The organism is Paraburkholderia sp. (genome assembly GCF_004298475.1).
Classification (GTDB): domain Bacteria; phylum Pseudomonadota; class Gammaproteobacteria; order Burkholderiales; family Burkholderiaceae; genus Paraburkholderia; species Paraburkholderia denitrificans.
In genome coordinates this window covers 287,789-309,588 of the sequence record NZ_SCRP01000002.1, presented here as the reverse complement: position 1 = coordinate 309,588, position 21,800 = coordinate 287,789, and the positions used below count along the sequence as shown (strand labels likewise).

The window sequence follows — 21,800 nt, the reverse complement described above, 5'->3', positions numbered from 1 at the left end:
CCATGTCCGACATCATGGCGATGCCGCCGCAGCCGGTGAACTACACCGGCCTTCAGATTCAAGCCGATCCGATCGGAGCATTCCAGAAGGCCGCGGCGCTACAAAACACGCAGGCGCAGACGGGGCTGCTCAACGCGCAGGCACAGGACGTGCAGCAAAGCGCGCTGCTGCGCTCATTGGCTGCGCAGCGGCAGCAGAACTTCCAGCAGCAGTGGCAGCAGTTCAGCCAGAACCCGACGCCGCAGGGCGCGGTGCAGATGGCCATGTCGAATCCAGAGTGGGCCCAGCAGGTCCAGGGCGCATGGAATGGCTTCAACGAGCAACAGCGGCAGCAGAAGCTCGACTTCATCGCGCCGATCGTTTCGTCCCTGCAAAACGGGCGCGGCGACCTCGCGACCAATCTCGTACAGCAGCATATTGACGCGATCACGAACACGCCGGGATACGAGAAGGATCCGCAGATGCAGCAGGATCTCGCCGGCGCAAAGCAGATGCTTTCCACGATCGAGAGCAATCCGAAGGCGGCGCTCGCCCAGCTTTACGGCACCGCTGCTGCGGCTCAAGGTCCGCAGGACTTCATGTTCCATTTCGGTCAGGGCGCCATGATGCCGTCGACGATCGCAGCGGCCCAATACGCGCCCGCGCAGGCGCTCGCGAGCGTCGGCCTGACCAACGCGCAGGCGCAGGATCTCCAGAGCGTGATCCAGAACCGCGCAGCGACCTTCCAGCTCGACCAGAACAAGTTCCTCGCCGATCTGCAGCTCAAGTTGCGTGACCTCAATTACACGCAGACGGCACCGAACATGGACGAGAACACGCGGAACATCGTCACGTCCGGCGCGCTCGACAGCGTGCAGCACGGGCAGATGGCGGACCGCGTCGGCACGCTGCTGTCGAACGTCGCGACGCTCAACCAGAACGGCCAGTGGGTGTCGGGCAAGCCCGAGGACGTGCGCAACTTCTGGCAGAACATCTGGGGCTCGCAGGACAACGTCAGTTCGCTGCGCAACGAGTACCAGTCGATCATGAAGGGCGTCTCTGGCTACGGGCAGGCCGGCCTCTCGGACGCTGATCGCAAGGTGCTCGAGCAGGGGCTTCCTGCGAAGAACGCGAATCCCGACCAGATCGTGCAGTTCCTCGGTTCGATGCGCAATGCATCGCTGCGCGCCGCGCGCATCAGCGATGGCTCGTCGTCATGGGCCGGCACATTCGGCTGGATGGGCCCGGCGAAATACGACGCGAATGTCGGCGGCGTGCAGATCGCGAAAGGCACCACGTTCGCGCAGTTCATGAAGAGCAGCCTGTCGGCGAATTCCGGTGCACCGTCGGCGTTTGCTGCGCCCACCGCCGCGCCCGGTGTCCAGATCGGGCCGCAGACCTTCACGCAGCCGAACGGGCAGCCGGGCGGCAACATGTCGGGACCGCTCGCGCGCTACAGCAAATATCTGACGGGGCAATGATGACGAATCGAATGCCCCCCCGATGCGGAGCATCACCCACGCAGGGCGCGCGCGATCGATGCGCGCTTCACGTACTTCTTTTCTTTCCACTGCAAGTTGTCAAGACGGGCATTCAATGGATTTCCGTCTTCATGGAAACCGTCATGAGCCTGCGATGGACGCGGTCCGACGAATGCCTCAAGCACCATCACGTGGACAGTGCGCATCTTTGTGATTTTTCCGTTCGAGAGATTCACGGCCGGATATCCCTTGAGGAGCGCCTTCGTGGATCGAAGGCGGCTTGGAATAGTGCGCTTCTTGATGTTTTTGTAATTGACCTGATGGGCGACGGTTCTGATTCGACCGTGGCTGGAAACGTCGTAAAGGCCTTCGAAACCGACAACGGGACGCCACTCTTCCATTTGATTCCTCGATATGTGGGGGAGCGCGCAAATGGCTGATTACGATCCCAGCGCATTTCCGACGAGTTATAAGGATCCAGCCTATGACGCCGCCGATCAGGCAGCGTCTTCTGCTATTGGAATTCCTTCCGCATGGCTTACCAACATTCGAACGAAAGGCGAGCGGTCGAACGCCGATCAGGTTAGCAGCGCGTCTGCGAAAACTCCATATCAGATAGTACCGGCGACACGGCAGGCCATCATCGATCAGACCGGCGTTGATCCGTATCTGAACCCGCAGATGGCCGCGTACGGTGCTGCCTACCTGCTCAAGCAAAACCTCGGGCGCTACGGCGGCAATGCCGTGCTCGCGACGGCGGCGTACCACGGCGGCAACGATCAAAGCCAGTGGGGGCCGAAGACGATGGCCTACACGAAGCGCGTGACGGGCGCATCGCCGAACAACGCTGATGCGACGCCGTCGTTCGGCAACCCGTCGAGCGCGTACCAGGTGCAGCCGCTGCCGAACATCGGCGCTGCGCCCGGCTCGCTTCCGGACAGCGCGCCGCAGTCGTCGTTCTCGCCGTCGTCGTCGAATCCCTATGCGGTCGCGCCGCTGCCGAACATCGGCTCGGCTCCGGGTGCACTTGACAGCGGCAGCAACGGGCCATCTCCGCTCGCGCGCATCTACGACGCGTACAAGTCCGGCCAGATGAGTCCCGAGGACAAGGCCGCGTTCGAGCAGGACGTGAACAGCGGCCGCATCGTGCTGCCGTCTGGCATGGGCGTCAATCCTCCTGCGCCGCAGGCACCGGTCGCACCGCAGCAACTCGTGAGCGCATTCAATAGTGGCCTGATGTCACCCGAGGACGTCGCGCAGCTTCAGAAGGACGTGCAGAGCGGCGCGATCACGTTGCCGCCGGGCGCCAACCTGACTGGGCCGCCGCCGGCGACGCCCGGGCGTGAGGGGGGCATTGCGGCGCGCGGCTATGTGCAAGGTCTTTCCGATGCAGCGGGCGGTCTCGTCGATAGGGCAAAAGGTTTGATCGATGCGCCCACTCGTATGGTGAATGCGATCGCTCAGGGACCCGTACTGCCTGCAATCGATCAAGCGCTCGGAACGCATCTGGCTGGATCAGCACCGATTCCGACGCAGCAAACGGGCGTCGGAGCAACGCAGATCGGCGAAGCCATTCCAAGCGTCGGCGAGACGGCCACGGCAGTCATGGATCGCAACGGCATGCCGACTGCACAGACACCACGCGAGAAGGTGCTGCAATCGGCCGCGCAGGGCGCAGGCGCGCTGACAGTGCCGGTCCCGGGCATGGCGCTGAAGGCGATCCCCGGCATGATCGCGGCAGGCGCGGCAGGCGGCACGGTTGGCGAAGCGGTGCATCAGGCAACTGGCAGCCCGATGCTGGGCATGGCCGTGAACCTTCTCACGACCGCGCTTTCGCCCGCAGCGGCGTCGAAGGTCATGGCCGCACTCGCGAAAGAACTGCCGCAGGCAGCAGCAGCCGGCGCCGAACGCATCGAGCCGACGATGGCCGCAGCACAAGAGGGTGGTTCGCCGACTGGAACATCTGCGGCCGAAAGTGTTCCAGCCACCGCACAGCCCAGCGCTAGCGCGGCTCCCGCTGGATCATCGGCGCCGGCCAACCTCGCCACGACGCTCAACCCCGGCGCGCCGCAGGTTCCGAACCCCGCGATTGAGGCGCTGCAGGCCGAGCGCGAGCAACTTATCCAGACAGCGGCCAACGCGCCCCAGAAGGGCGATACATCCGTGCAGGATCAGATCGCGTCGCTGGAAGGGAAGTCGTTCGATTCCGTGGCGGACCGCACGAAGATGCTGCAGCAGCAACAGGGCATGAAGTTCGGCGACGCGCGCGCGCTCGCGCAAAAGCAGCTCTCGGGCGAGATGAGCGCGTATCAGGATCAGATGGTCCGTCTTCAGGCAGCGCATGCCCAGCAGGCCGAAGGCTCGCGCGCGCTCCAGCGCGTGCAGGAAATCGACCAGCAGCTCGCCTCAATGCCGCGCACGGTGCCCGCGCAACAGAATCCGATGGCGGCGGCCGCGCGCGGCGCGATGGAGGCGCCTGCACCGGCGGCGGCTGCTCAAGCGCCGGAAGCCGCGGCGAGCGCTGCGCCGGAGGCTACGGCCGCCATGACGCCGCCGGCTGCCGCAGAAGAAAGCGCGGCCCGCGCGGAGTCACCGGTGAATCCGGCAGCATCGCCGCTCACGTCCGCCTCACATGAGTTCCTGCCCGCCGACCAGCTCGCCGCGCAAACGCGCATCGCGGTCGGCGCCGGCCGCGCGCCATTCGGCATCGGGAAGCAAACGGCGCAGCAGACGCTTGCAGCCCAGATGGCGCCCGATGCTGAGCGTTTGGCGGCCGCCGAGCGTCTCGGTATCGCCGACAACCTGCAACCCGACCACCTCACAACGAACCAGGCTGCGATCGAGCTCGCGCAGGCGATCAAATCGACGCCGGGCAGCCTCGCGCGTGCTGAGGAGATGCAGGGCCTTCAGCAGGTCGCGCAGCGCGGGCAGAAGATTGTCGAGGATGCGGGCGGCATGAGTGATCTGAGTCAGCTGTCTGCCTCGGTGAAGAACGACCTCATGAACACGCAGCAGCAGCTCGACCAGAAGGCCGAGGGGCTGTACGACGATCTGCGCAAGAGCGTGCCGGCGAAGATGGACGTCGATCCGTCGCCCGTACTCGACTTCATCGCACAGCGGGCCGATGAGCTGGGCGGCGCGAAGAACCTCTCGCCAGTCGAGCGCATGATCCAATCGAAGCTCACGCCCGCGAAGGTGCCGATGATGGTCGGCGGCCAGGAGATCGATCCGGCCACGCTCGGTCTCAAGCCTCAGGTGAAGAACCCGACCTATGCGCTGCTCGACGACGTGCGCAAGAACGTCGGCGCGGGCCTGCGCAATCAGGGGCCGTTCAAGGATGCAGACACCGGGCTGCTGAAGGCGCTCTATGGGCGCATCTCAGAGGCGCAGCGCGGCGCGCTTTCGACCGTTCCAGGCGCGCTCGAGAAGTTCGACACGGCCCGCGCGACGGTCCAGATGCGCAAGAGCATCGAGGACGATCTCACCTCCCTCTACGGCAAGCAGCTCGGCGACTCGCTCGTCGGCAAGCTCGGCACGGCGATGGCGGCGCTGCCGAAGGGCGACGTCTCGAAGTTCGTCGACATCATCAAGGCCGTGCCGTCTGGCATGCGCCAGCAGGTGACGTCGAGCGGCCTCGCATACGCCTTCGGCAAAGCCACGAAAAACGGCGACCTCAACTTCAAGACCTTCGCCGACTGGTGGGATGGCCTGATGAAAAATTCTCAGGCCGCGAATGCAGTGCTGGCGAATCTGCCGGCTGAGAGTCGTCAGCAACTCGCAGACCTCGCAAAGGTCTCGCGCGGCATCTCGAACGCGACACGCGAGAACATCACAACGGGCCGCATCATGGCCGCCCGCGAAGAGCTCAACGCGCATGCCGACGGCCTCGTCTCAAAGGTCATGAATACCGCTCGCCAGGCAGCAGTCGGCCATATCGGTACCGCGGCCGCGGCGGGTGCTGCGAGCGTCGCTGGGCCTATTGGCGCTGGCCTCAGTCATGCAGTGATCAGCGCGCTGTCGAAAGGGAAGCCCGACGTCATGAAGGCGGCCGACGAGCTGATCGTCTCGCCCGAGTTTCAGCAGCTTGCGAAGTCCGGCGCCGCGCCCGCGCCGCAGGTAGTGAAGGCCGCTGCCAACTCCTCGACATTCCGCCGCTTCTACGACCTCGCGCGCAGCGCAATGGGCGCCAACGATCCCGCATCGCGCGAGCGCTGGCTGCTCGGCATCGTCAACGCTGCGGAGCCCGCGGCCAACAGCAACACGAACAGGTGACCTATGGGCAACATGGTTGTCAATCCGATCGCGTTTTTCACTGACCTGCTCGGCAAGCCGCTGCAGAAGGGCAGCGTCTACATCGGCACCGCTAACACCAATCCGGTGACGAACCAGCTGACGGTGTACCAGGACGCGGCGATGACGATCCCGATGACGCAGCCGCTCACGACGACGAATGGCTTCGTTTCGCTCAACGGATCGCCGCAGCCCTTCTTCGTGAACGCCGCCTCGTACGCGCTGCTGGTGAACGACTCGAACGGCAACCTCTGCCTGTCGATTCCGAACTACACGAATCCGCTAGCGAACCAGGTCGGCTCCGGCGGCGCGGGGCAAATCGGCTTCGATGGCACGACGCTTGACCAGCAGTTTGCGAATCGCGTGAATCGTGTTGTCGATTCGATTGCCGTGCTGCGCACGATCTCGAAGGCGACCTACACCCGTGCGTTCGTGACGGGCTATTATGCCGCCCATGATGGTGGGGGCGGCCCGTATCAGTACGATCCGAACGATACGGCCAGTGCAGACAATGGCGTCACGATCATCGTCAACCCGACGGACGGCGGCCGCTGGAAGCTGCAGCACCTCGGACGCATCTCGTTGATGCAGGCCGGCGCGAAGGGCGACGGATCCGACGACACGACCCCGATCCAGAACGCCGTTGCAACTGGGCTGCGCATCTTCGCTCCGAAGCCGAGCGCGTTCTACGGGCTCACGAACGGCATTTCGTACACGACGAAAGGCCAGATCTTCGAGGGCGATGGCCGTCAGATCTCGGTCTTCAAGGCGCTCGCGACGTTCAACCTGTCCGCGCTGGGTGTGTTCATCGGTAACACGGGGGAGGAAGGCCCGCACTTCCGCAACCTGAAGATCACCTTCGTTCAGCCGGATACGGGAACGCGCGCGAACCTGACGAACTTTCCGCCTGCGCTGTACATGCGCAGCACGCCGCGCTTCACCGTTGAGAACATGGCCATTACGCAGGCCATGACCGGCATCGATATGGCCGGCGGCACCAACTCGGGCGGCGCGTTCATCACGCAGCTCGAGATGTCGGCGTACAACTTCGGCGTCAATATCGATGGCGCGCAGGATTCGGTGCGGATCAACAAGCTGCATTTTTGGAACTTCGATCTCACGACGAACCAGGTGGCGATCTTCAACGACGGCAACACGACCGGCGTCCAGTCGGCCCGCTGCGATGACTTCCGCCTGTCAGACAGCCTGTTGATCAACAACGGTAAGCAGGTCAACTTCACGTCGAGCGCAAGCGGCAGCACGTTCGGCGAGGTCATCAACACCGACTTCGATACGTACGGCGGACTCTACATGTCCGCTGGCGATATCTCGATGTCGGCCTGCTTCATGTCGGTCGGTTTCGCGGCCAACCAGGCGATCTATCAGACCGGCGGCATGCTGAAGGTTGCTGGCTGCGAAATCGAGGCGGCCGTCGCGACCACGAATCCGCTGATTCAGCTGTCCGGTCCCGGAACGATCTCGTCGGGATATCTGTCGATTGTCGGCGGCATGATCCGGATCTCGGGCGACGCGCAAGCGGTGAGCGTGGCGGCCAGCTCCGGCACGAACCAGCTGATTGTAGATGGCGTGCAGTTCACGCTGCCGCAGAACACCAGCCCCGCGAACGCCGTTATCGCGGTGGCCGCCGGCGGTCGCGCGACTATCACGAATTGCCGTGCGACCGATAAGGGCACCGGTACCGGAAACTTCGTTCAGGTGGTCGTCGACGAAAACCACGTCATCGAGGATAACGCGCTGCTTGGCTGGGGCATGTCGCTGCCCGCCACGATGGTCAACATGGTGGTGTCGAACAACAGCGGTCCGCCCGGGAACGACTTCACGAACGGCTACCTGACCGGCGCGATGAAGACCAAGCGCCTGACCGGCACGCTCGACGGTTCGGGCAATCTGACGGTTGCGCACGGCATCACCAGCGCCCAGCAGAAGGGCCTGATGGCGCAGGCGTTTTACAAGGGCGCGTCGGGCGAAATGCGGCCGTTGACGCTCGGTTATATCGACGGCACGAACCTCAACGCAACCGGCGGCACGGCGAGCGCCGCCTATCGCGCCACGATCATGTGGACCGAAACTCAACAGGGATGGTGATGATGCGCGAACTGCCGGTGACCTTCCTCATCGAGGACGTGCAGGATTATTGGAACCGGGTGGAATATCGCTCGCCGCATGATCCGGAGTCTATCGCGGAGCGCGAGCAACGCCGCGCCGAAGCAAGGGCGCGACTGGCAGCCATGCCGAAGCCGAAAAAATATTCGAAGCGGCTCGAGGACAGATTTGCGCAAAAACGCAAGGCGGCAATGTCGCCATAACACTGACGAACCGGGGAACCCATGAAAAAAGAACTGCTTGATAGCGCGGCGAGCGCAGTTGCAAGTGCAACGTCACCCATTGCCGCGCCCGCCGGCGGCATCGTGACGTTCTGGACGTGGCTGAATGGACACGACATTTCATGGTACGTCGGTCTGCTGACAATCGTCGTGCTGCTGCTGCAGATCCGCGACCGGCTCTTTCCGAGAAAGGAAGGTGCGCGATGAGCAGCTTCGACGATGCGTTTGATGCGCTGATTGGCAACGAGGGCGGCTATTCGAACAACCCGAAGGATCCGGGCGGCGAGACGATGTGGGGCGTGACAGAGCGTGTCGCGCGTGCGAGCGGCTATACCGGCCCGATGCGCGAGCTGCCGCGCGAGACGGCGAAGGCGATCGCCAAGCACCTGTATTGGGATCCACTGCACTGCGACGAGTACGACCCGCGCATTGGCTTCCAGCTGCTCGACGCGAACTATAACGGCGGACATGTCGTGCTGTGGATGCAGCAGGCGGCTGGCGTGCGCGCCGATGGCGTGCTCGGTCCGGCCACGATCGCCGCGGTCAAGAGCGCCGATCCCTCGCGCTTCATCATGCGCTTCATTGCCGTCCGGCAGAACTACCTCACCGCCTGCAAGCCGTGGCCGACGTTCGGGCGCGGCTGGATCCACCGCACCTCTGCAAACCTGCTGAAAGGAGCTTCCTGACATGCCGCTCATTCCCATCGCCATGGCGCTGGCCCAGTTCGCACCCATGATCGCCGGATGGCTCGGCGGCTCGAAGGCCGAGAACGTAGCGCAGAAGGTCGTCGGCGTGGCGCAGGCCGTCACCGGCACGTCAACGCCGGACGCCGCGCTCGCCGCGATCCAAGCTAACCCAGACCTCGCCATGCAATTCCAAACGAAGGTCGTCGAGTCGCAGGTCGAGATGGCGCAGATCGCTGCCGACATCACGAAGGCCGAACTCGCGGCCGATACGGCCGATACCGCGGCGGTCAACCAGACGATGCAGGTCGAGGCGAAGGCGGATCACTGGCCGACATACAGCTGGCGACCGGCGATCGGGTTCGCGTTCGCGCTCAACATGGTGACGGCGGGATTGAATATCACGGTTGCCTATCTGGCCGTCATGTTCTTCGGCGTGAAGCCCGACATCCTGTCGCTGATCCCCCAGATGCTGACGGCGCAAGCGGCGCTCAATGGCACTGCGTTGCCGATCCTCGGTGTCGCCAGCTACTTCCGCGGCAAGATGCAGGCTGACCCGCGCATTCCGACCGACAATCGCGGGTAGCGCGTCACGCGGCTGCGTTCATCGAGATGACGTTCCACTGTCGGCCCTCGGCGCACGACACGATGAACGCGGCCCACAGCTCGAGCGCAGCGCGTCGCTCCGGAATATCTTCCCGCACGTCGTAGATCCGCTCCATCCCCTTCAGCTTGTGGTTCAGTGCGAGTTCGGTGATCTCGTTCGCGATCTTCATGTTGCGCATGTGCCCCTTGGCCGTGCTGCGCGTGTCGTGCGGGGTGAAGCGCCGGATATCGAGGCCGCCGCGCGTGAAGGCGCGGTCGATCGCCGCCCATAGCGTCGTCGCGCCGACATGCGTGTCGCCGTGCTTGTTCCGGCGGATCGACGTGCGCGCGGGCAGCACCCACTCCGAATCACCCGCGATCGCCTTCAGGCATTCGAACCAGTGCCGCACGGTCGGCGTGACTGGGACGAGGAAGCCGGTGCGCGTCTTCACGTTGCCGTCCGGCACGAACCAGGTGTTGCGCTCGAAGTCGACGTATTCCCACCGGGCCTTCGCGAGCTCGACCGAGCGCACGCACGTCGCAAGCAGGATGCGCAGCGCGAGGCCATTCTCTCGGCCGATCGTCGTGTCGACGTCGACGAGCAACGTGCGCAGCTCGTCCTCGGTCAGCATTACGCGCGCCTTGACCGGCGGCCGCGGGCCCATGATCGCCTTCAGCTTGATGCCGGCGCACGGGTTCGCGTCGATCATGCGCTTGCCGGCCGCGTGTTCGAACAGCTGCGTCGCGGTCGTCAGGATGCGCTTGCTGACCGTCCACGACCGGCCCGCGCCCTCGATCATGTGCACGACGTCGGCCGCCTGTACCGCGCGCACTTCCATCGAACCGAGCTTCGGCCGCATGACGTTGTTCAGATCCCACTTCCGGTAGTAGATCGTGCCGTCGGCAAGGGGTGCCTTCAGCACCTTGTCCTCGAAGTCGTCGGCCAGCATCGCGACCGTCCACGCGGCGACCGAGCGAGCCTTCTGCGTCTTCTTCTCGGTGGCCGGATCGGCGCCGGCGTCGATCGCGGCCCGGTGCGTGCGCGCCAGCTTGCGCGCGGCGGCGAGCGAAACGTCTGGATAGTTGCCGAGCGTCAGCTCGCGCCGGCGGCCGCCACCGATCCGGTACCGGAGCACCCAGGCTGCCGTCCCGGCTTTCGAAAGTGTGAAGGTCAGGCCGTCGCCGTCTGACTTCGCGACCGGCTCGCCGGCGGCGATCCAGCGCCGGATCTGGATGTCGTCGAGATTGTTGGTGGTTTTCGCCATGGGGGTGGGTAGCTGGTGGGTAGCCGGGGCCGATTATAGGCTAGCTACCCACCTAGCTACCCGTTTCGGGCGTGCTAGGTAGCTGCAAACTGAGACACGCGGGAGCATGAAAACCGGACGATCGCCAAGCGGGGCGCGGCTTTTGAGACACCGAGATACACGCCGGGATTCCCCTGCGGATTGCAGGTGGCGATTTTCATGTAAGGCTCGGTCGGCTGACTGCGTTGAAACAGAACGCGCGCCGCAGCGGCGGGCGCGCATGACGCGTCATTATGAACTGCTTCGGACAGCCGGCGTGAATCGCGTCACCGTCTGTCGCGGCTCGGCTGCGGGCTGCGTTTGCGCGCTTGCGGTGCCGACGCGCGCGCGTGATGTCGAAGATGCCGTGAAAGAAGCGGTGGAATCCGAGATCGTGCGCATCGAGGCGCAGAGGGGATGAACGCGAAGCCGACATATACCGGCTTCGCGTTTGTGCTTCTCCGGGCGGCTTATGCCGTGACCGTCTCGGCCGTAGCGGCCGCAGTGGCCGCAGTGGCCGCAGTGGCCGCGACGCCGAGGCGCTCGCGCGCGGCATCGTACTCGCGCTTAAGACGCGCGATCAGTTCGGCGGCCGGCACGACGCTCTTCACCGCGCCGATGCCCTGGCCCGAACCCCAGATGTCTTTCCACGCTTTCGCGTTCGCCGAGCCGAAGTTCATCTTCGACGGATCGGACACGGGCAGGGCGTCCGGATCGAGCCCGCTCGCCGCGATGCTCTGGCGCAGATAGTTGCCGTAAACGCCCGTGAAAAGATTGGAGTAGACGATGTCGCTCGCGTTGCTGTCGACGATCATCTGCTTGTACGCCTCGACGGCGTTCGCTTCGTTCGTTGCGATGAACGCCGAGCCGATATAGGCGAGATCGGCGCCCGCGGCCTGTGCGGCGAGGATCGCATTGCCATTGCCGATGGCGCCCGACAGCAGCAGCGGCCCGTCGAACCATTCGCGAATCTCGTGAATCAGCGCGAACGGCGAGAGCGTGCCTGCGTGGCCGCCTGCGCCCGCGGCGACGGCGATCAGGCCGTCGGCGCCTTTCTCGATGGCCTTCTTCGCGAACGTATTGTTGATGATGTCGTGCAGCACGATGCCGCCCCACGCATGCACGGCGTGATTGACTTCCTCGCGCGCGCCGAGCGACGTGATGACGATGGGCACCTTGTACTCGGCGCAGACGCCGAGATCGTGCTGGAGGCGGTCATTCGACTTGTGGACGATCTGATTCACCGCGAACGGCGCGGCGGGCTGGTCGGGATGTTTGGCGTTGTAGTCGGCGAGTTCGGTCGTGATGCGATCCAGCCATTCGCCGAGCACGTGCGCGGGCCGCGCGTTGAGCGCCGGGAATGAGCCGACGACGCCCGCCTTGCACTGCGCGATGACGAGATCGGGGTTCGAAATGATGAAGAGCGGCGAGCCGACGACCGGAATCGACAGGCCGCGTCGCAGCACGGCGGGCAGGGACATCCATATCTCCTGGGAGGGCGACGGCGGCCGGACGCGGGCGCCGTCATGTTCATGTTCTTCTCGTGGTATTCGGAAGGCGCCAAGACCGCGGCGCGGCGGGGCGCGCGGCGGCTCGACCGGATAAACATAGCAAACGGACGGGCACTATGCAACCAGTTGCATAGTGCCCGTATTCGAATGATTTGAGGGACGGTGCGGCGCAGCCCGTGGTTTAGAATCAGCGGATGTCGACACCCCACGCCATTCTGATCGCCTTGCTGGAAAAGCCGGCCAGCGGCTACGACCTCGCGCGGCGCTTCGATCGCGCGATTGGTTTTTTCTGGCGCGCCACGCATCAGCAGATCTATCGCGAACTCGGTCGCATGGTGGAGGCGGGGTGGGTCGCCGTCGTCGAAGACGAGGCCGAGGCCGCAACGCGCCGAAAGGTTTATTGCGTGCTGGCAGTGGGGCGCGAGGAAGTCGTGCGCTGGGTGCGCGAGACGCCGCTCGGGCGCGAGGATCGAAATGCGTTCCTGCTGAAGCTGCGCGCGGATGCGGTGGTCGGCCCGCTTGGTCTTCGCGACGAACTGTTGCGCTTGATCGACGAGAACCGGGCGCAGCTCGTTTTGTACCGCGAGATCGAGCAGCGCGACTTCGGAACGCCGTCGCTCACGCGCGGCCAGCAATTGCAGTATGCGATTCTGAAGGCGGGGATACGCGCGCAGGAGGTGTGGCTCGAATGGGCCGCGGACGTGCTGCCGTTGCTCGATGTCGATGCCGATTCCGATGAGAAGCGGTGTTGTGATCCGCTTCGCAGTGCAGATTAAGTCTCGCGCGCTGTGTGCATAAACGTTTGGACAGGCGGCACGTTTGATACCGCGCTATTCACCCGCATCGAGAAAATGTTTGACATCATGATTGTAGCTGACTATAATCTTTATCTCTGACGGACGCGGGGTGGAGCAGTCTGGCAGCTCGTCGGGCTCATAACCCGAAGGTCGTAGGTTCAAATCCTACCCCCGCAACCAAGCTGGTCGTCAGCAAGTTTCGCAAAGCCCGCATGATGCAAGTCATGCGGGCTTTTTCATTTTCACTGCGCATTTCGCACCGCGTTTTACGTATCAATCGACGCACCAGTCGACGCACCAATCGCCCAATCGACGGCCGCGCGCGCATGCAATGCCGTGGTATCAAACACGGGCAGTGCCGAATCGTCGGCCCCGATCAGCAGCGTGATTTCCGTGCAGCCGAGAATCACCGCCTGCGCACTGCGCGCCTTCAGGTCTTCGATCACACGCTGATAAACACGCCGCGAATCTGCTTTCACGATGCCGTGGCAAAGCTCGTCGTAGATGATCCGATGCACTTCTGCTCGATCTCGTTCTTTCGTCCGCAAGCCGTCTGGTCCGCACGAGTATAGGCTCGCGTCCAACAGCGTACAGGTACGGTATGCCGTCACGGCAGCGGTACAGCCTGGGGACGGCTCGCTGACAGTTGTCTTGAAAAGAATACTGTATTTTTGTACAGTATCGATACCTTGAACGCGTCATCTTCCGCTATGCCGCCGCCGGCCGCATCAGGCTCCGCTCGCAAGATCATCCACTGCGACTGCGACTGTTTCTATGCGTCGGTCGAAATGCGCGACGATCCGTCGTTGCGCGGGCGCGCGCTCGCCGTCGGCGGGCGGCCCGACCAGCGCGGCGTCATCGCCACCTGCAATTACGAGGCGCGGCGCTTCGGCATTCATTCGGCGATGTCGTCGGCGCTCGCCATGCGCAAGTGCCCGGATCTGCTGATTCTGCCGACGGCGATGGAAAAGTACCGCATCGCGTCACGTCAGATCATGGCGATCTATCGCGACTACACGCCCGACGTGGAGCCGCTCTCGCTCGACGAGGCCTATCTCGACGTAACGCACGCCACGCGCTGCAAGGGCAGCGCCACGCTGATCGCACAGGAAATCCGCGAGCGCGTGCGCGCGACGGTGGGCGTCACGGTTTCTGCGGGCGTCGGGCCGAGCAAATTCATCGCGAAGATCGCCTCCGACTGGAACAAGCCCGATGGCCTTTGCGTCGTGCGCCCGCACGAAGTCGATGCGTTCGTGGCGGCGTTGCCGGTACGCAAGATTCACGGCGTCGGCAAGGTGACGGCCGCGAAGCTCGAAAAGCTCGGGCTCTCGACGTGCGCGCAGTTGCGCACGTGGTCGCTGATCGATCTGCATCGTCAGTTCGGCGTGTTCGGCAAGCGGCTTTACGAACTGTCGCGCGGCATCGACGAGCGGCCCGTGCGCGCGGACCAGGAGCGCAAATCGGTGAGCGTCGAGACGACTTACGTCAACGATCTGCTCACGCTCGAAGCATGCTGCGCAGCGCTTGAGCCGCTCGCCGTGCAACTCGATGCGCGCATCGAGCGCGCGGGTTGCGCGCATGCGGTGCGCAAGCTGTTCGTGAAGATCCGCTTCGCGAATTTTCAGCGTACGACGGTCGAGTGCGTCGGTGATGCAACCGGCCTGCCGATATTCCTCGCCATGCTCGAAAAGGGCCTTGCGCGGCGCAAGCAAGCGGTGCGTCTGCTCGGTGTGGGCGTGCGGCTCGAAGAGGAGAATGCCGCGCTGCGCGGCCAGTTCGCGCTCTTTGATGAAGATCCCGACGAAAATCCCAACGCAGATCCCAACGCAGATCCCAACGCAGATCCCAACGCAGATCCCAACGCAGATCCCAACGCAGATCCCAACGCAGATCCCAACGCAGATCCCAACGACGGCCTCCTCACGCCCGACGCGTAGAGGGTGCGCTGGCGGGTGAGCCTGATTATCGATATCGCGCTGCAAAGTCATTCGGATATCTATCGAAGCGCGGCGTGTTCAGACTGCATCGCACGAGCCGTGCGGGCGATAAAAAACCGCGCACGGGATGGCTCCCGTGCGCGGCTCGTTCCGATGCGTCTCGACGCCCGCTTTACTGCTGCGCCGGCGGCTCTTCCATGCCGTTGTGACGCAGCAGCGCGTCGATGCGCGGCTCGCGTCCGCGGAACGCCTTGAACGATTCCATCGCCGGGCGGCTGCCGCCCACCTCCAGAATTTCCTGACGATAGCGCGTGCCGGTGGCCACATCGAGCACGCTCGACTTCGCCGCCTGCGCCGCTTCTTCGAACGCGGCGTAGGCATCGGCGGAGAGCACTTCAGCCCACTTGTAGCTGTAGTAGCCCGCCGCGTAGCCGCCCGCGAAGATATGGCTGAACGTGTTCGGCCAGCGCGAGAACGCGGCTTGCGGGATGACGTGATAGCGCGCGTTGATTTCGCGCGCGAGATCGTTCGCGCTCTTGCCTGCGGAGGCCACGAAGTCGACGTGCAAGGCCATGTCGAACATCGAGAACACGATCTGGCGCAGCGTGGCGAGGCCGCTCTGGAAGTTCTTCGCGGCCAGCATCTTGTCGAACAGTTCGCGCGGCAGCGGTTTGGCGGTATCGACGTGCGAGGTCATTTCGCACAGCACGTCCCACTCCCAGCAGAAGTTTTCCATGAACTGCGACGGCAATTCGACGGCGTCCCATTCGACGCCGTTGATGCCCGACACGGCCAGCTCGTCCACGCGCGTGAGCATGTGATGCAGGCCGTGACCGAACTCATGGAACAGCGTGATGACTTCGTCGTGCGTGAAGCACGCGGGCTTGCCGCCGACCGGCGCGGAGAAGTTGCAGGTGAGGTACGCAACCGGCGTCTGCACGGCATTGCCTTCGAGCTTGCGGCGCGAGCGCGCGTCGTCCATCCACGCGCCGCCGCGCTTGCCTTCGCGCGCATAGAGGTCGAGATAGAACTGCGCGACGAGCGTGCCATCGGTGTTTTCGACGCGGAAAAAGCGCACATCCGGATGCCACACGGGCGCGCTGTCGTCACGGATGCGCACGCCGAACAGCGTCTCGGTGACCTTGAACAGGCCTTGCAGGACGAAGTCCTCGGGGAAGTACTGCTTCACCTCGTTCTCGGAGAACGAGTAGCGCTTCTCGCGCAGACGCTCGGCAGCGAACGCCATGTCCCACGGCTCGATCTGCGCGAGACCCAGCTCGCTCGCGGCGAATTCGCGCAGTTCTTGCCAGTCTTTTTCGGCGTGCGGGCGTGCCCGCGTCGCGAGGTCTTCGAGGAAGCTCATCACCTGTTGCGGCGACTCGGCCATCTTCGGCGTGAGCGAGACTTCGGCGAAGTTGTCGTAGCCGAGCATCTTCGCTTCTTCGGCGCGCAGCTTCAATTGCTCGTCGACGATTGCCGTGTTGTCCCACTCCGCGTTGCCGCTGCCGTACGTCGGGCCGAGTTCCGAGGCGCGCGTGACGTACGCGCGGTACATCGTCTCGCGCATGGCGCGGTTTTCCGAATATTGCAGCACCGGAAAATACGACGGGAAATGCAGCGTGAACTTCCAGCCTTCCTTGTTTTCGCGCTCGGCGGCTTCCTGTGCTGCCGCGATCACATCGTCGGGCAATCCGGCCAGCTCGGCTTCGCTCGTCGCATAGAACGCATAGCCGTTGGTCGCGTCGAGCACGTGATCGGAGAACGCCTTCGAGAGCGCCGCCTGGCGCTCCTGCAGTTCGGCGAAACGCGGTTTCTGGTCTTCGGGCAACTCGGCGCCGGACAGGCGGAAGTCGCGCAGCGCATTGTCGAGGATCTTCTTGCGCTCGCCCGAAAGCAGCGCAAACGTGTCGTGCGTGGTGATCGCCTTGTACTTCTCGTAGAGCGCGAGATTCTGGCCGACGCTCGACCAGAACTCGGTCACGCGCGGCAGGTTCTCGCCATAGACGGCGCGCAACTCCGGCGTATCGGCGACGGCGTTCAGATGTCCGACCACGCTCCACGCGCGCGAGAGCGGCTCGGTGGCGCGCTCGACCGGTTCGACCACGTCGCTCCATTGCGCGGGTGTCATCGGCTGGGCCGAGCGTTCGACTGCGGCGCTTGCGTCGGCGAGCAGCACGTCGAGTGCGGGCGTCACGTGTTCGGGGCGAATTTCGCCAAAGCGCGGCAGGCCGGTGAAATCGAGCAGCGGATTATCGGAGGAAGAAGTAGCCATGATGCGTCCTGTGTCCTGTCTGTCGCGGTTCGAGGGAGGGTGTCCGGCCGATGAACGTGCACGCGGCGCGTACCCCAATGTGTGAGTTATTGGGGCGCGGCGCGCGCTTTCCAACCGGGCGATGTCTGCAAAATTAACAGATGTCGGGATGCGATGGCGAAACGGTGCTTCACGCGATGCGGCTGCCGCGCGAGGCACGAAGCGATGCACCGCCCGGTACCGCTTGGCATTGCGCAGGGAGCGGGCGCAAAAAAAGCGGCCTTCGAAGCAAGGCCGCTTTTCACTGGCCGCGCGCAATTGCTGCGACGCGGGCCACCCGACTGAAAGGTGCGGTGTTACGCGTTCGCGGCGGCGCGCTCGGCCGCTTCGATCGTGTTGACGAGCAGCATCGTGATCGTCATCGGACCGACGCCGCCCGGCACCGGCGTGATGTGACCGGCCACTTCCTTGAGCCCGGCGAAGTCGACGTCGCCGCACAGCTTGCCGTTGTCGTCGCGGTTCATGCCGACGTCGATCACCGTCACGCCCGGCTTCACCATGTCGGCGGTGAGGATGTTGCGCTTGCCCACGGCCGCCACGACGATATCCGCCGTGCGCGTGTGCGCGGTGAGATCGCGCGTCTTGCTATGGCAGATCGTGACCGTCGCGCCTGCTTCGAGCAGCAGCATCGCCATCGGCTTGCCGACGATGTTCGAGCGGCCGATCACGACCGCGTTGGCGCCCGCGAGCGGAATGCCGTACGCCTCGAACATCTTCATCACGCCATAGGGCGTGCACGGGCGAAAGAGCGGCTGGCCGGTCATCAGCGCGCCGGCGTTGGCGACGTGAAAGCCATCCACGTCCTTTTCGGGCGCGATTGCCTCGATCACCTTGTGGCTGTCGATGTGCTTCGGCACCGGCAACTGCACAAGAATGCCGTGGATCTTCGGATCGTTGTTCAGCTCGTCGATGCGCTTGAGCAGGGCGGCTTCGGAGAGCGTGGCCGGATAGCGGTCGTACGACGAATAAAAGCCGTTGTCCTCGCAGGCCTTCACCTTGTTGCGCACGTAGACTTCGCTTGCCGGGTTGTCGCCGACCAGGACGACGGCAAGGCCCGGCTGATGGCCGCGGGCGGTGAGGGCGGCGGCGCGCGTGGCGACGTCGGCGCGCAATTGTTTGGACAGGGCGTTGCCGTCGATGAGGGTGGCTGTCATGGTCGGTCGAGATGAGAGTGTGCAGTGCGGGGGCAATGGAAAGCGCGCCCGGCGAGAGCCGGGCGCGCTTGTTGCGAAGCGTCACATTATACCGTCGCGGCGCACGCGCTTCGGCGTGCCTGGGGTTGCGCGGCGATGTGCAGCGATATCGCGTGCCGCGCACAGCGGCATCGGGCAGGGCAAGCGCTGATGGGCGCTTAAGGCCGCCTATGGGACGCTTAAGGCCGCTTAAGTGCCGCTAAGGGCGCTGACGAATGCTTACGCTTGCGGCTGGTTCGGCTTGTTGGAGAGTGCGAGACGCAGCAGGTCGGCGACCGTGTTGACGTTCAGCTTTTCCATGATGTTCGCGCGGTGCGCTTCGACGGTCTTGATGCTGATGCCGAGATCGTCTGCGATCTGCTTGTTCAGGCGGCCCGCGATGATGCGCTCGAGTACCTGGTGCTCGCGTGCGGTCAGCTTGCCGAGGCGCTCGGCGGTGGCGCGCTGCTGCTGCACGTTGGTGCTCTCGCTGCGTGCCTTGTCGAGCATGCGCTCGACGAGCTTGCGCAGTTCGGCTTCGTCGAACGGCTTTTCGATGAAGTCCATCGCGCCTTTCTTCATCGTTGAGACCGCCATCGGCACGTCGCCGTGGCCGGTCACGAAAATGATCGGCAGCGAGGCGTTTTCGGCGATCAGGCGTTCCTGCAATTCGAGCCCGCTCATGCCCGACATCCGGACGTCCAGAATCAGGCAGGCGATCTGTCCGGCGTGCTGGGCCGGCTGATACGCGTCGAGAAACTCTTCGGCGCTCAGGAAGCACTGCACCCGGTAGCCGTTCGCTTCGAGCAGCCAGCGCAAGGAATCTCTTACTGCCTCATCATCGTCGACAACAAAGACGGTTTCCTGGGTGGTAACTGGGCTGTTCATGGCTCTCCCGTAACGGTTGATGGAGTCGGCTCGTCGGCGCCGTCGCGTGACGGTGTGTCCGCTTCGCCAATCGGCAGACTGCAATGGAACGTGGCGCCGCTGATGCGGCCGTCGGCTTCGATGTTATTGACGACCCACAGGCGCCCACGGTGCGATTCGATGATCGAACGGCAAATGTTCAGCCCCATGCCCATGCCGTCGGACTTGGTGCTGTAGAACGGTTCGAAGAGGCGTTCGGCCGTGGCTTCGTCCACGCCCGGACCCTGATCCACGACGCTGATGCACACGTGGCCGCCGTCGCGCTTCACGATCACGCGGATCAGCGGATCCATGGCGTTCGGACGGGCTTCGGACATCGCTTCGGCAGCGTTCTTCAATAGATTGACGAGCACCTGCTCGATCAGCACCGGATCGACGTAGATCACGGGCATGCGCGAGCGCATGTCGGTCAGGATGCGGATGCGGCGCTTGCGCGCTTCGAGTTCGGCGAGACCCACGGCGTCGGCGACGATATCGGCGACGCGCGTGGCCTGGCGTTTCGGCTCGGAGCGCTTCACGAATTCGCGGATGCGCTTGATGATCATGCCCGCGCGCACCGCCTGCTGGGCGGTCTTTTCGAGCACGGGCAGCAGGTTGTCGGGCGCGGCGCGGCCCGACTTGACGAGCGCGACGGTGCCCGACGCGTAGTTGTTGATCGCGGCGAGCGGCTGGTTCAGTTCGTGCGCGAGCGACGACGCCATTTCGCCCATCGTCATCAGGCGGCTCGTGAACTGCAGCTTCTCGTCTTGCTGCCGCGCGAGCTCCTGGGCCTGCTTGCGCGTGGTGATGTCGGTCGCGATCTGCATCTGCGCGAGGTGGCCGTCCACCCACTGGATGTACTGGCGCCGCACCTCGAACCACTTCTGGATGCTCTCGACATACACCTCCTGCGCGTCGGCGGTGCTCTCGGTGAGCGCCGTGGCGGGCAGGCCCGCGAACGCGTCGACCATGTCGATCGAGTCCGACGACGCGTTCGCCGAATCGAACCCGCCGCCGCCCGCCAGTTCCAGGTGGCCGTCCGGCCGGATGCCGAAGAGGTGACGGTAGTAGCGGTTTGCAAACAGCAGTTCGGCTTCGTCGGCGGCGAGCACGGACACGGCGGCGTCGAGGCTCTCCAGCACGGTCGTGAAGCGTTCGTGCGCGGCGGCGAGTTCTTCGCGTGCGCGTCTCGGCTCGGTGATGTCGGTCATCGACGACATCCAGCCGGTCTGCCGGCCCGAGCTGTCGATGAGCGGCGAGACGTAAAGCCGGGCATGGAACTGCGAGCCGTCCTTGCGGCGCACGCGCAGTTCGAACCCCGACGACGGCGCCTTGCCGCGCAGCGTCATGTCGAGCTGGCGCTGCATTTCGGGGTAGGTGTCGCGCGGCCAGTACGGGAACGGCGCGTTCTTGCCGACGAGGTCGCTTTCGTCCCAGCCGGTCATGCGGCAGAATGCCGGATTCACGTGCGTGATGCGCCCGTGCATGTCGAGCACGCGCATGCCGATCAGCACCGAATTTTCCATCGCGCGCCGGAAGAACGCTTCCGCGTAGAGCGCCTGCTGCGCCTCGAAACGCTGGCGCGTGTGCTTCCACAGGCTCCAGAGGCTCCACAGCACGAAGCACGACAGACCCGCGACCAGCCACACGAGCGTGTTGTTCGTGAAGTTGGTCATCTGCGGATACGAGTACACGCGCACCGACAAGCCCTGGCCCGGCGGATCGAGCGGCAGGTCGTAATAGACGTCGTGCGGCAGGCGGGGGCGCGTCGAGGTCGTCGCGAGTTCGCGGTCGTTTGCGCCGTTCGCGTCGAGAATCGAGATCTTGTACTTGGCCGACAGCTCGGGTGGGATGTCGTGTTTCAGGATCCCTTCGACCGAGAACACGGCTGCGATCGAGCCGAGAAATTCCCGATCGCGGTATACAGGCGTTTGAAGGGTGATGTAGCCGTTGCCGAGATCGTCGTAAATGAGCGGCGAATACACCTGGCGGCGCGTCGCACGCGCCTCGGCGAAGGCGGCCTTGACCGCTTCGTCCATCTGCGGATCGGTGGGTTTGGCGAGGCGCTGGCCGAACACCGGCATGGCCGTATTCGGCCAGCGCGGCTGTTGCGTGCTCGTATACCAGTTCAGATAGAGGATCTCGGGATGACCCTGCATGATGTCCGTGGTGGACACCTGAAACGACTGGGGATCGGCGTGCCCGGCTGCGATATCGCGCGCGAGCGCCTGAAGCTGTTCCTGCGCTCCCGTCATGGAGAGGCGGATCTGCTGCTGGGCCCAGGCGACGTTGCGGTAGAGCGTGTCTTCCTGCTGTTGCTGTTCGCGCCGGTTCAGGCTCCACAGGATCAGGCTCATGACGACCAGAAACACCAGGATCGACAGGAGCGGCGTCAGCAAATAGGAATTGGACCACCAGGGTCCGTGGTGCCAGCGAGACGGCGACGAGTCGCCGGGCGAACCGGGCGGCCGCGCCGAGCGTGCGAAAAGCCGATCGGTCAACATGGCAAGGATTGTAGCG

18 protein-coding genes and 1 tRNA gene are annotated in these 21,800 nt (G+C 64.2%); 11 read left to right on the top strand and 8 right to left on the bottom strand.

Going from position 1 to position 21,800, the window contains the following annotated elements; genetic code table 11:
- Nucleotides 1–2 precede the first annotated feature (2 nt).
- Entirely contained in the window at nucleotides 3–1,460 is a 1,458-nt protein-coding gene (locus tag EPN59_RS01520; RefSeq protein WP_293034017.1) for a hypothetical protein, read from the top strand.
- 32 nt (nucleotides 1,461–1,492) lie between these two features.
- Here the strand turns inward: EPN59_RS01520 and EPN59_RS01515 are convergent, their stop codons facing one another.
- Complete coding sequence (locus EPN59_RS01515; RefSeq protein WP_293034018.1) at nucleotides 1,493–1,861, bottom strand: NUMOD4 domain-containing protein; 369 nt, start codon at nucleotides 1,859–1,861, stop codon at nucleotides 1,493–1,495.
- A gap of 13 nt (nucleotides 1,862–1,874) precedes the next feature.
- On the opposite strand from EPN59_RS01515, the gene EPN59_RS01510 reads away from it, so the two are divergent.
- From EPN59_RS01510 to EPN59_RS01485, 6 genes are read left to right on the top strand one after another with little or no spacing between them, the layout of a single operon-like run.
- Complete coding sequence (locus tag EPN59_RS01510; RefSeq protein ID WP_363928526.1) at nucleotides 1,875–5,732, top strand: transglycosylase SLT domain-containing protein; 3,858 nt, start codon at nucleotides 1,875–1,877, stop codon at nucleotides 5,730–5,732.
- Nucleotides 5,733–5,735: 3 nt separating this feature from the next.
- Nucleotides 5,736–7,856: a phage tailspike protein gene (locus EPN59_RS01505; RefSeq protein ID WP_293042273.1), complete on the top strand. Its 2,121-nt coding sequence runs from the start codon at nucleotides 5,736–5,738 to the stop codon at nucleotides 7,854–7,856.
- Nucleotides 7,856–8,077 (top strand): hypothetical protein, encoded by a 222-nt coding sequence (locus EPN59_RS01500; protein ID WP_293042276.1) that lies wholly within the window; start codon nucleotides 7,856–7,858, stop codon nucleotides 8,075–8,077. Before EPN59_RS01505 ends, EPN59_RS01500 begins: the two co-directional genes overlap by 1 nt.
- 21 nt (nucleotides 8,078–8,098) lie before the next feature.
- Nucleotides 8,099–8,302 (top strand): hypothetical protein, encoded by a 204-nt coding sequence (locus tag EPN59_RS01495; protein ID WP_293042278.1) that lies wholly within the window; start codon nucleotides 8,099–8,101, stop codon nucleotides 8,300–8,302.
- On the top strand, nucleotides 8,299–8,781 hold the full coding sequence (locus EPN59_RS01490; RefSeq protein WP_293042281.1) for a glycosyl hydrolase 108 family protein: 483 nt from the start codon (nucleotides 8,299–8,301) through the stop codon (nucleotides 8,779–8,781). Before EPN59_RS01495 ends, EPN59_RS01490 begins: the two co-directional genes overlap by 4 nt.
- A gap of 1 nt (nucleotide 8,782) precedes the next feature.
- Entirely contained in the window at nucleotides 8,783–9,364 is a 582-nt protein-coding gene (locus EPN59_RS01485; RefSeq protein WP_293045386.1) for a hypothetical protein, read from the top strand.
- A 4-nt stretch (nucleotides 9,365–9,368) separates the two neighbouring features.
- Here the strand turns inward: EPN59_RS01485 and EPN59_RS01480 are convergent, their stop codons facing one another.
- Nucleotides 9,369–10,628, bottom strand: coding sequence for a site-specific integrase (locus tag EPN59_RS01480; protein ID WP_293042287.1), 1,260 nt, complete (start codon nucleotides 10,626–10,628; stop codon nucleotides 9,369–9,371).
- A gap of 259 nt (nucleotides 10,629–10,887) precedes the next feature.
- Between EPN59_RS01480 and EPN59_RS01475 the strand changes: the two genes are divergently transcribed.
- The gene (locus tag EPN59_RS01475; protein WP_293042290.1) at nucleotides 10,888–11,067 is read left to right on the top strand and encodes a hypothetical protein; all 180 of its coding nucleotides are present in this window, start codon (nucleotides 10,888–10,890) and stop codon (nucleotides 11,065–11,067) included.
- Nucleotides 11,068–11,116: 49 nt separating this feature from the next.
- Here EPN59_RS01475 and EPN59_RS01470 read toward each other — a convergent pair whose 3' ends face one another.
- Nucleotides 11,117–12,127 carry a nitronate monooxygenase family protein gene (locus EPN59_RS01470; protein WP_293042293.1) on the bottom strand — a complete coding sequence of 337 codons (1,011 nt, stop codon included), beginning with the start codon at nucleotides 12,125–12,127 and terminating at the stop codon, nucleotides 11,117–11,119.
- Nucleotides 12,128–12,351: 224 nt separating this feature from the next.
- Between EPN59_RS01470 and EPN59_RS01465 the strand changes: the two genes are divergently transcribed.
- Complete coding sequence (locus EPN59_RS01465) at nucleotides 12,352–12,933, top strand: PadR family transcriptional regulator (RefSeq protein ID WP_293042296.1); 582 nt, start codon at nucleotides 12,352–12,354, stop codon at nucleotides 12,931–12,933.
- 124 nt (nucleotides 12,934–13,057) lie between these two features.
- Nucleotides 13,058–13,134 (top strand) — tRNA-Met (locus EPN59_RS01460).
- A gap of 86 nt (nucleotides 13,135–13,220) precedes the next feature.
- On the opposite strand, the gene EPN59_RS01455 is transcribed toward EPN59_RS01460, so the two are convergent.
- Entirely contained in the window at nucleotides 13,221–13,541 is a 321-nt protein-coding gene (locus EPN59_RS01455) for an aspartate/glutamate racemase family protein (protein WP_293042396.1), read from the bottom strand.
- A gap of 123 nt (nucleotides 13,542–13,664) precedes the next feature.
- On the opposite strand from EPN59_RS01455, the gene dinB reads away from it, so the two are divergent.
- Nucleotides 13,665–14,891, top strand: coding sequence for a DNA polymerase IV (gene dinB / locus EPN59_RS01450; RefSeq protein WP_293042299.1), 1,227 nt, complete (start codon nucleotides 13,665–13,667; stop codon nucleotides 14,889–14,891).
- A 172-nt stretch (nucleotides 14,892–15,063) separates the two neighbouring features.
- On the opposite strand, the gene EPN59_RS01445 is transcribed toward dinB, so the two are convergent.
- The 4 genes from EPN59_RS01445 to fixL all read right to left on the bottom strand — a co-directional run bounded on the left by EPN59_RS01445 (nucleotide 15,064) and on the right by fixL (nucleotide 21,784).
- Complete coding sequence (locus EPN59_RS01445) at nucleotides 15,064–17,163, bottom strand: M3 family metallopeptidase (protein ID WP_293042302.1); 2,100 nt, start codon at nucleotides 17,161–17,163, stop codon at nucleotides 15,064–15,066.
- A 335-nt stretch (nucleotides 17,164–17,498) separates the two neighbouring features.
- Entirely contained in the window at nucleotides 17,499–18,356 is an 858-nt protein-coding gene (folD, locus tag EPN59_RS01440; RefSeq protein WP_293042305.1) for a bifunctional methylenetetrahydrofolate dehydrogenase/methenyltetrahydrofolate cyclohydrolase FolD, read from the bottom strand.
- A 258-nt stretch (nucleotides 18,357–18,614) separates the two neighbouring features.
- Entirely contained in the window at nucleotides 18,615–19,262 is a 648-nt protein-coding gene (fixJ, locus tag EPN59_RS01435) for an oxygen response regulator transcription factor FixJ (protein WP_293042308.1), read from the bottom strand.
- Nucleotides 19,259–21,784, bottom strand: a complete 2,526-nt coding sequence (fixL, locus tag EPN59_RS01430) for an oxygen sensor histidine kinase FixL (protein ID WP_293042311.1) — start codon at nucleotides 21,782–21,784, stop codon at nucleotides 19,259–19,261. Before fixL ends, fixJ begins: the two co-directional genes overlap by 4 nt.
- Between the last annotated feature and the right edge of the window lie 16 nt (nucleotides 21,785–21,800).

Bases quoted from the DNA above. Each gene is read 5' to 3' on its own strand.
- EPN59_RS01520 (WP_293034017.1), top strand. From the start codon at position 3: ATGTCCGACATCATGGCGATGCCGCCGCAGCCGGTGAACTACACCGGC.
- EPN59_RS01515 (WP_293034018.1), bottom strand. From the start codon at position 1,861: ATGGAAGAGTGGCGTCCCGTTGTCGGTTTCGAAGGCCTTTACGACGTT.
- EPN59_RS01510 (WP_363928526.1), top strand. From the start codon at position 1,875: ATGTGGGGGAGCGCGCAAATGGCTGATTACGATCCCAGCGCATTTCCG.
- EPN59_RS01505 (WP_293042273.1), top strand. From the start codon at position 5,736: ATGGGCAACATGGTTGTCAATCCGATCGCGTTTTTCACTGACCTGCTC.
- EPN59_RS01500 (WP_293042276.1), top strand. From the start codon at position 7,856: ATGATGCGCGAACTGCCGGTGACCTTCCTCATCGAGGACGTGCAGGAT.
- EPN59_RS01495 (WP_293042278.1), top strand. From the start codon at position 8,099: ATGAAAAAAGAACTGCTTGATAGCGCGGCGAGCGCAGTTGCAAGTGCA.
- EPN59_RS01490 (WP_293042281.1), top strand. From the start codon at position 8,299: ATGAGCAGCTTCGACGATGCGTTTGATGCGCTGATTGGCAACGAGGGC.
- EPN59_RS01485 (WP_293045386.1), top strand. From the start codon at position 8,783: ATGCCGCTCATTCCCATCGCCATGGCGCTGGCCCAGTTCGCACCCATG.
- EPN59_RS01480 (WP_293042287.1), bottom strand. From the start codon at position 10,628: ATGGCGAAAACCACCAACAATCTCGACGACATCCAGATCCGGCGCTGG.
- EPN59_RS01475 (WP_293042290.1), top strand. From the start codon at position 10,888: ATGACGCGTCATTATGAACTGCTTCGGACAGCCGGCGTGAATCGCGTC.
- EPN59_RS01470 (WP_293042293.1), bottom strand. From the start codon at position 12,127: ATGTCCCTGCCCGCCGTGCTGCGACGCGGCCTGTCGATTCCGGTCGTC.
- EPN59_RS01465 (WP_293042296.1), top strand. From the start codon at position 12,352: ATGTCGACACCCCACGCCATTCTGATCGCCTTGCTGGAAAAGCCGGCC.
- dinB (WP_293042299.1), top strand. From the start codon at position 13,665: ATGCCGCCGCCGGCCGCATCAGGCTCCGCTCGCAAGATCATCCACTGC.
- EPN59_RS01445 (WP_293042302.1), bottom strand. From the start codon at position 17,163: ATGGCTACTTCTTCCTCCGATAATCCGCTGCTCGATTTCACCGGCCTG.
- folD (WP_293042305.1), bottom strand. From the start codon at position 18,356: ATGACAGCCACCCTCATCGACGGCAACGCCCTGTCCAAACAATTGCGC.
- fixJ (WP_293042308.1), bottom strand. From the start codon at position 19,262: ATGAACAGCCCAGTTACCACCCAGGAAACCGTCTTTGTTGTCGACGAT.
- fixL (WP_293042311.1), bottom strand. From the start codon at position 21,784: ATGTTGACCGATCGGCTTTTCGCACGCTCGGCGCGGCCGCCCGGTTCG.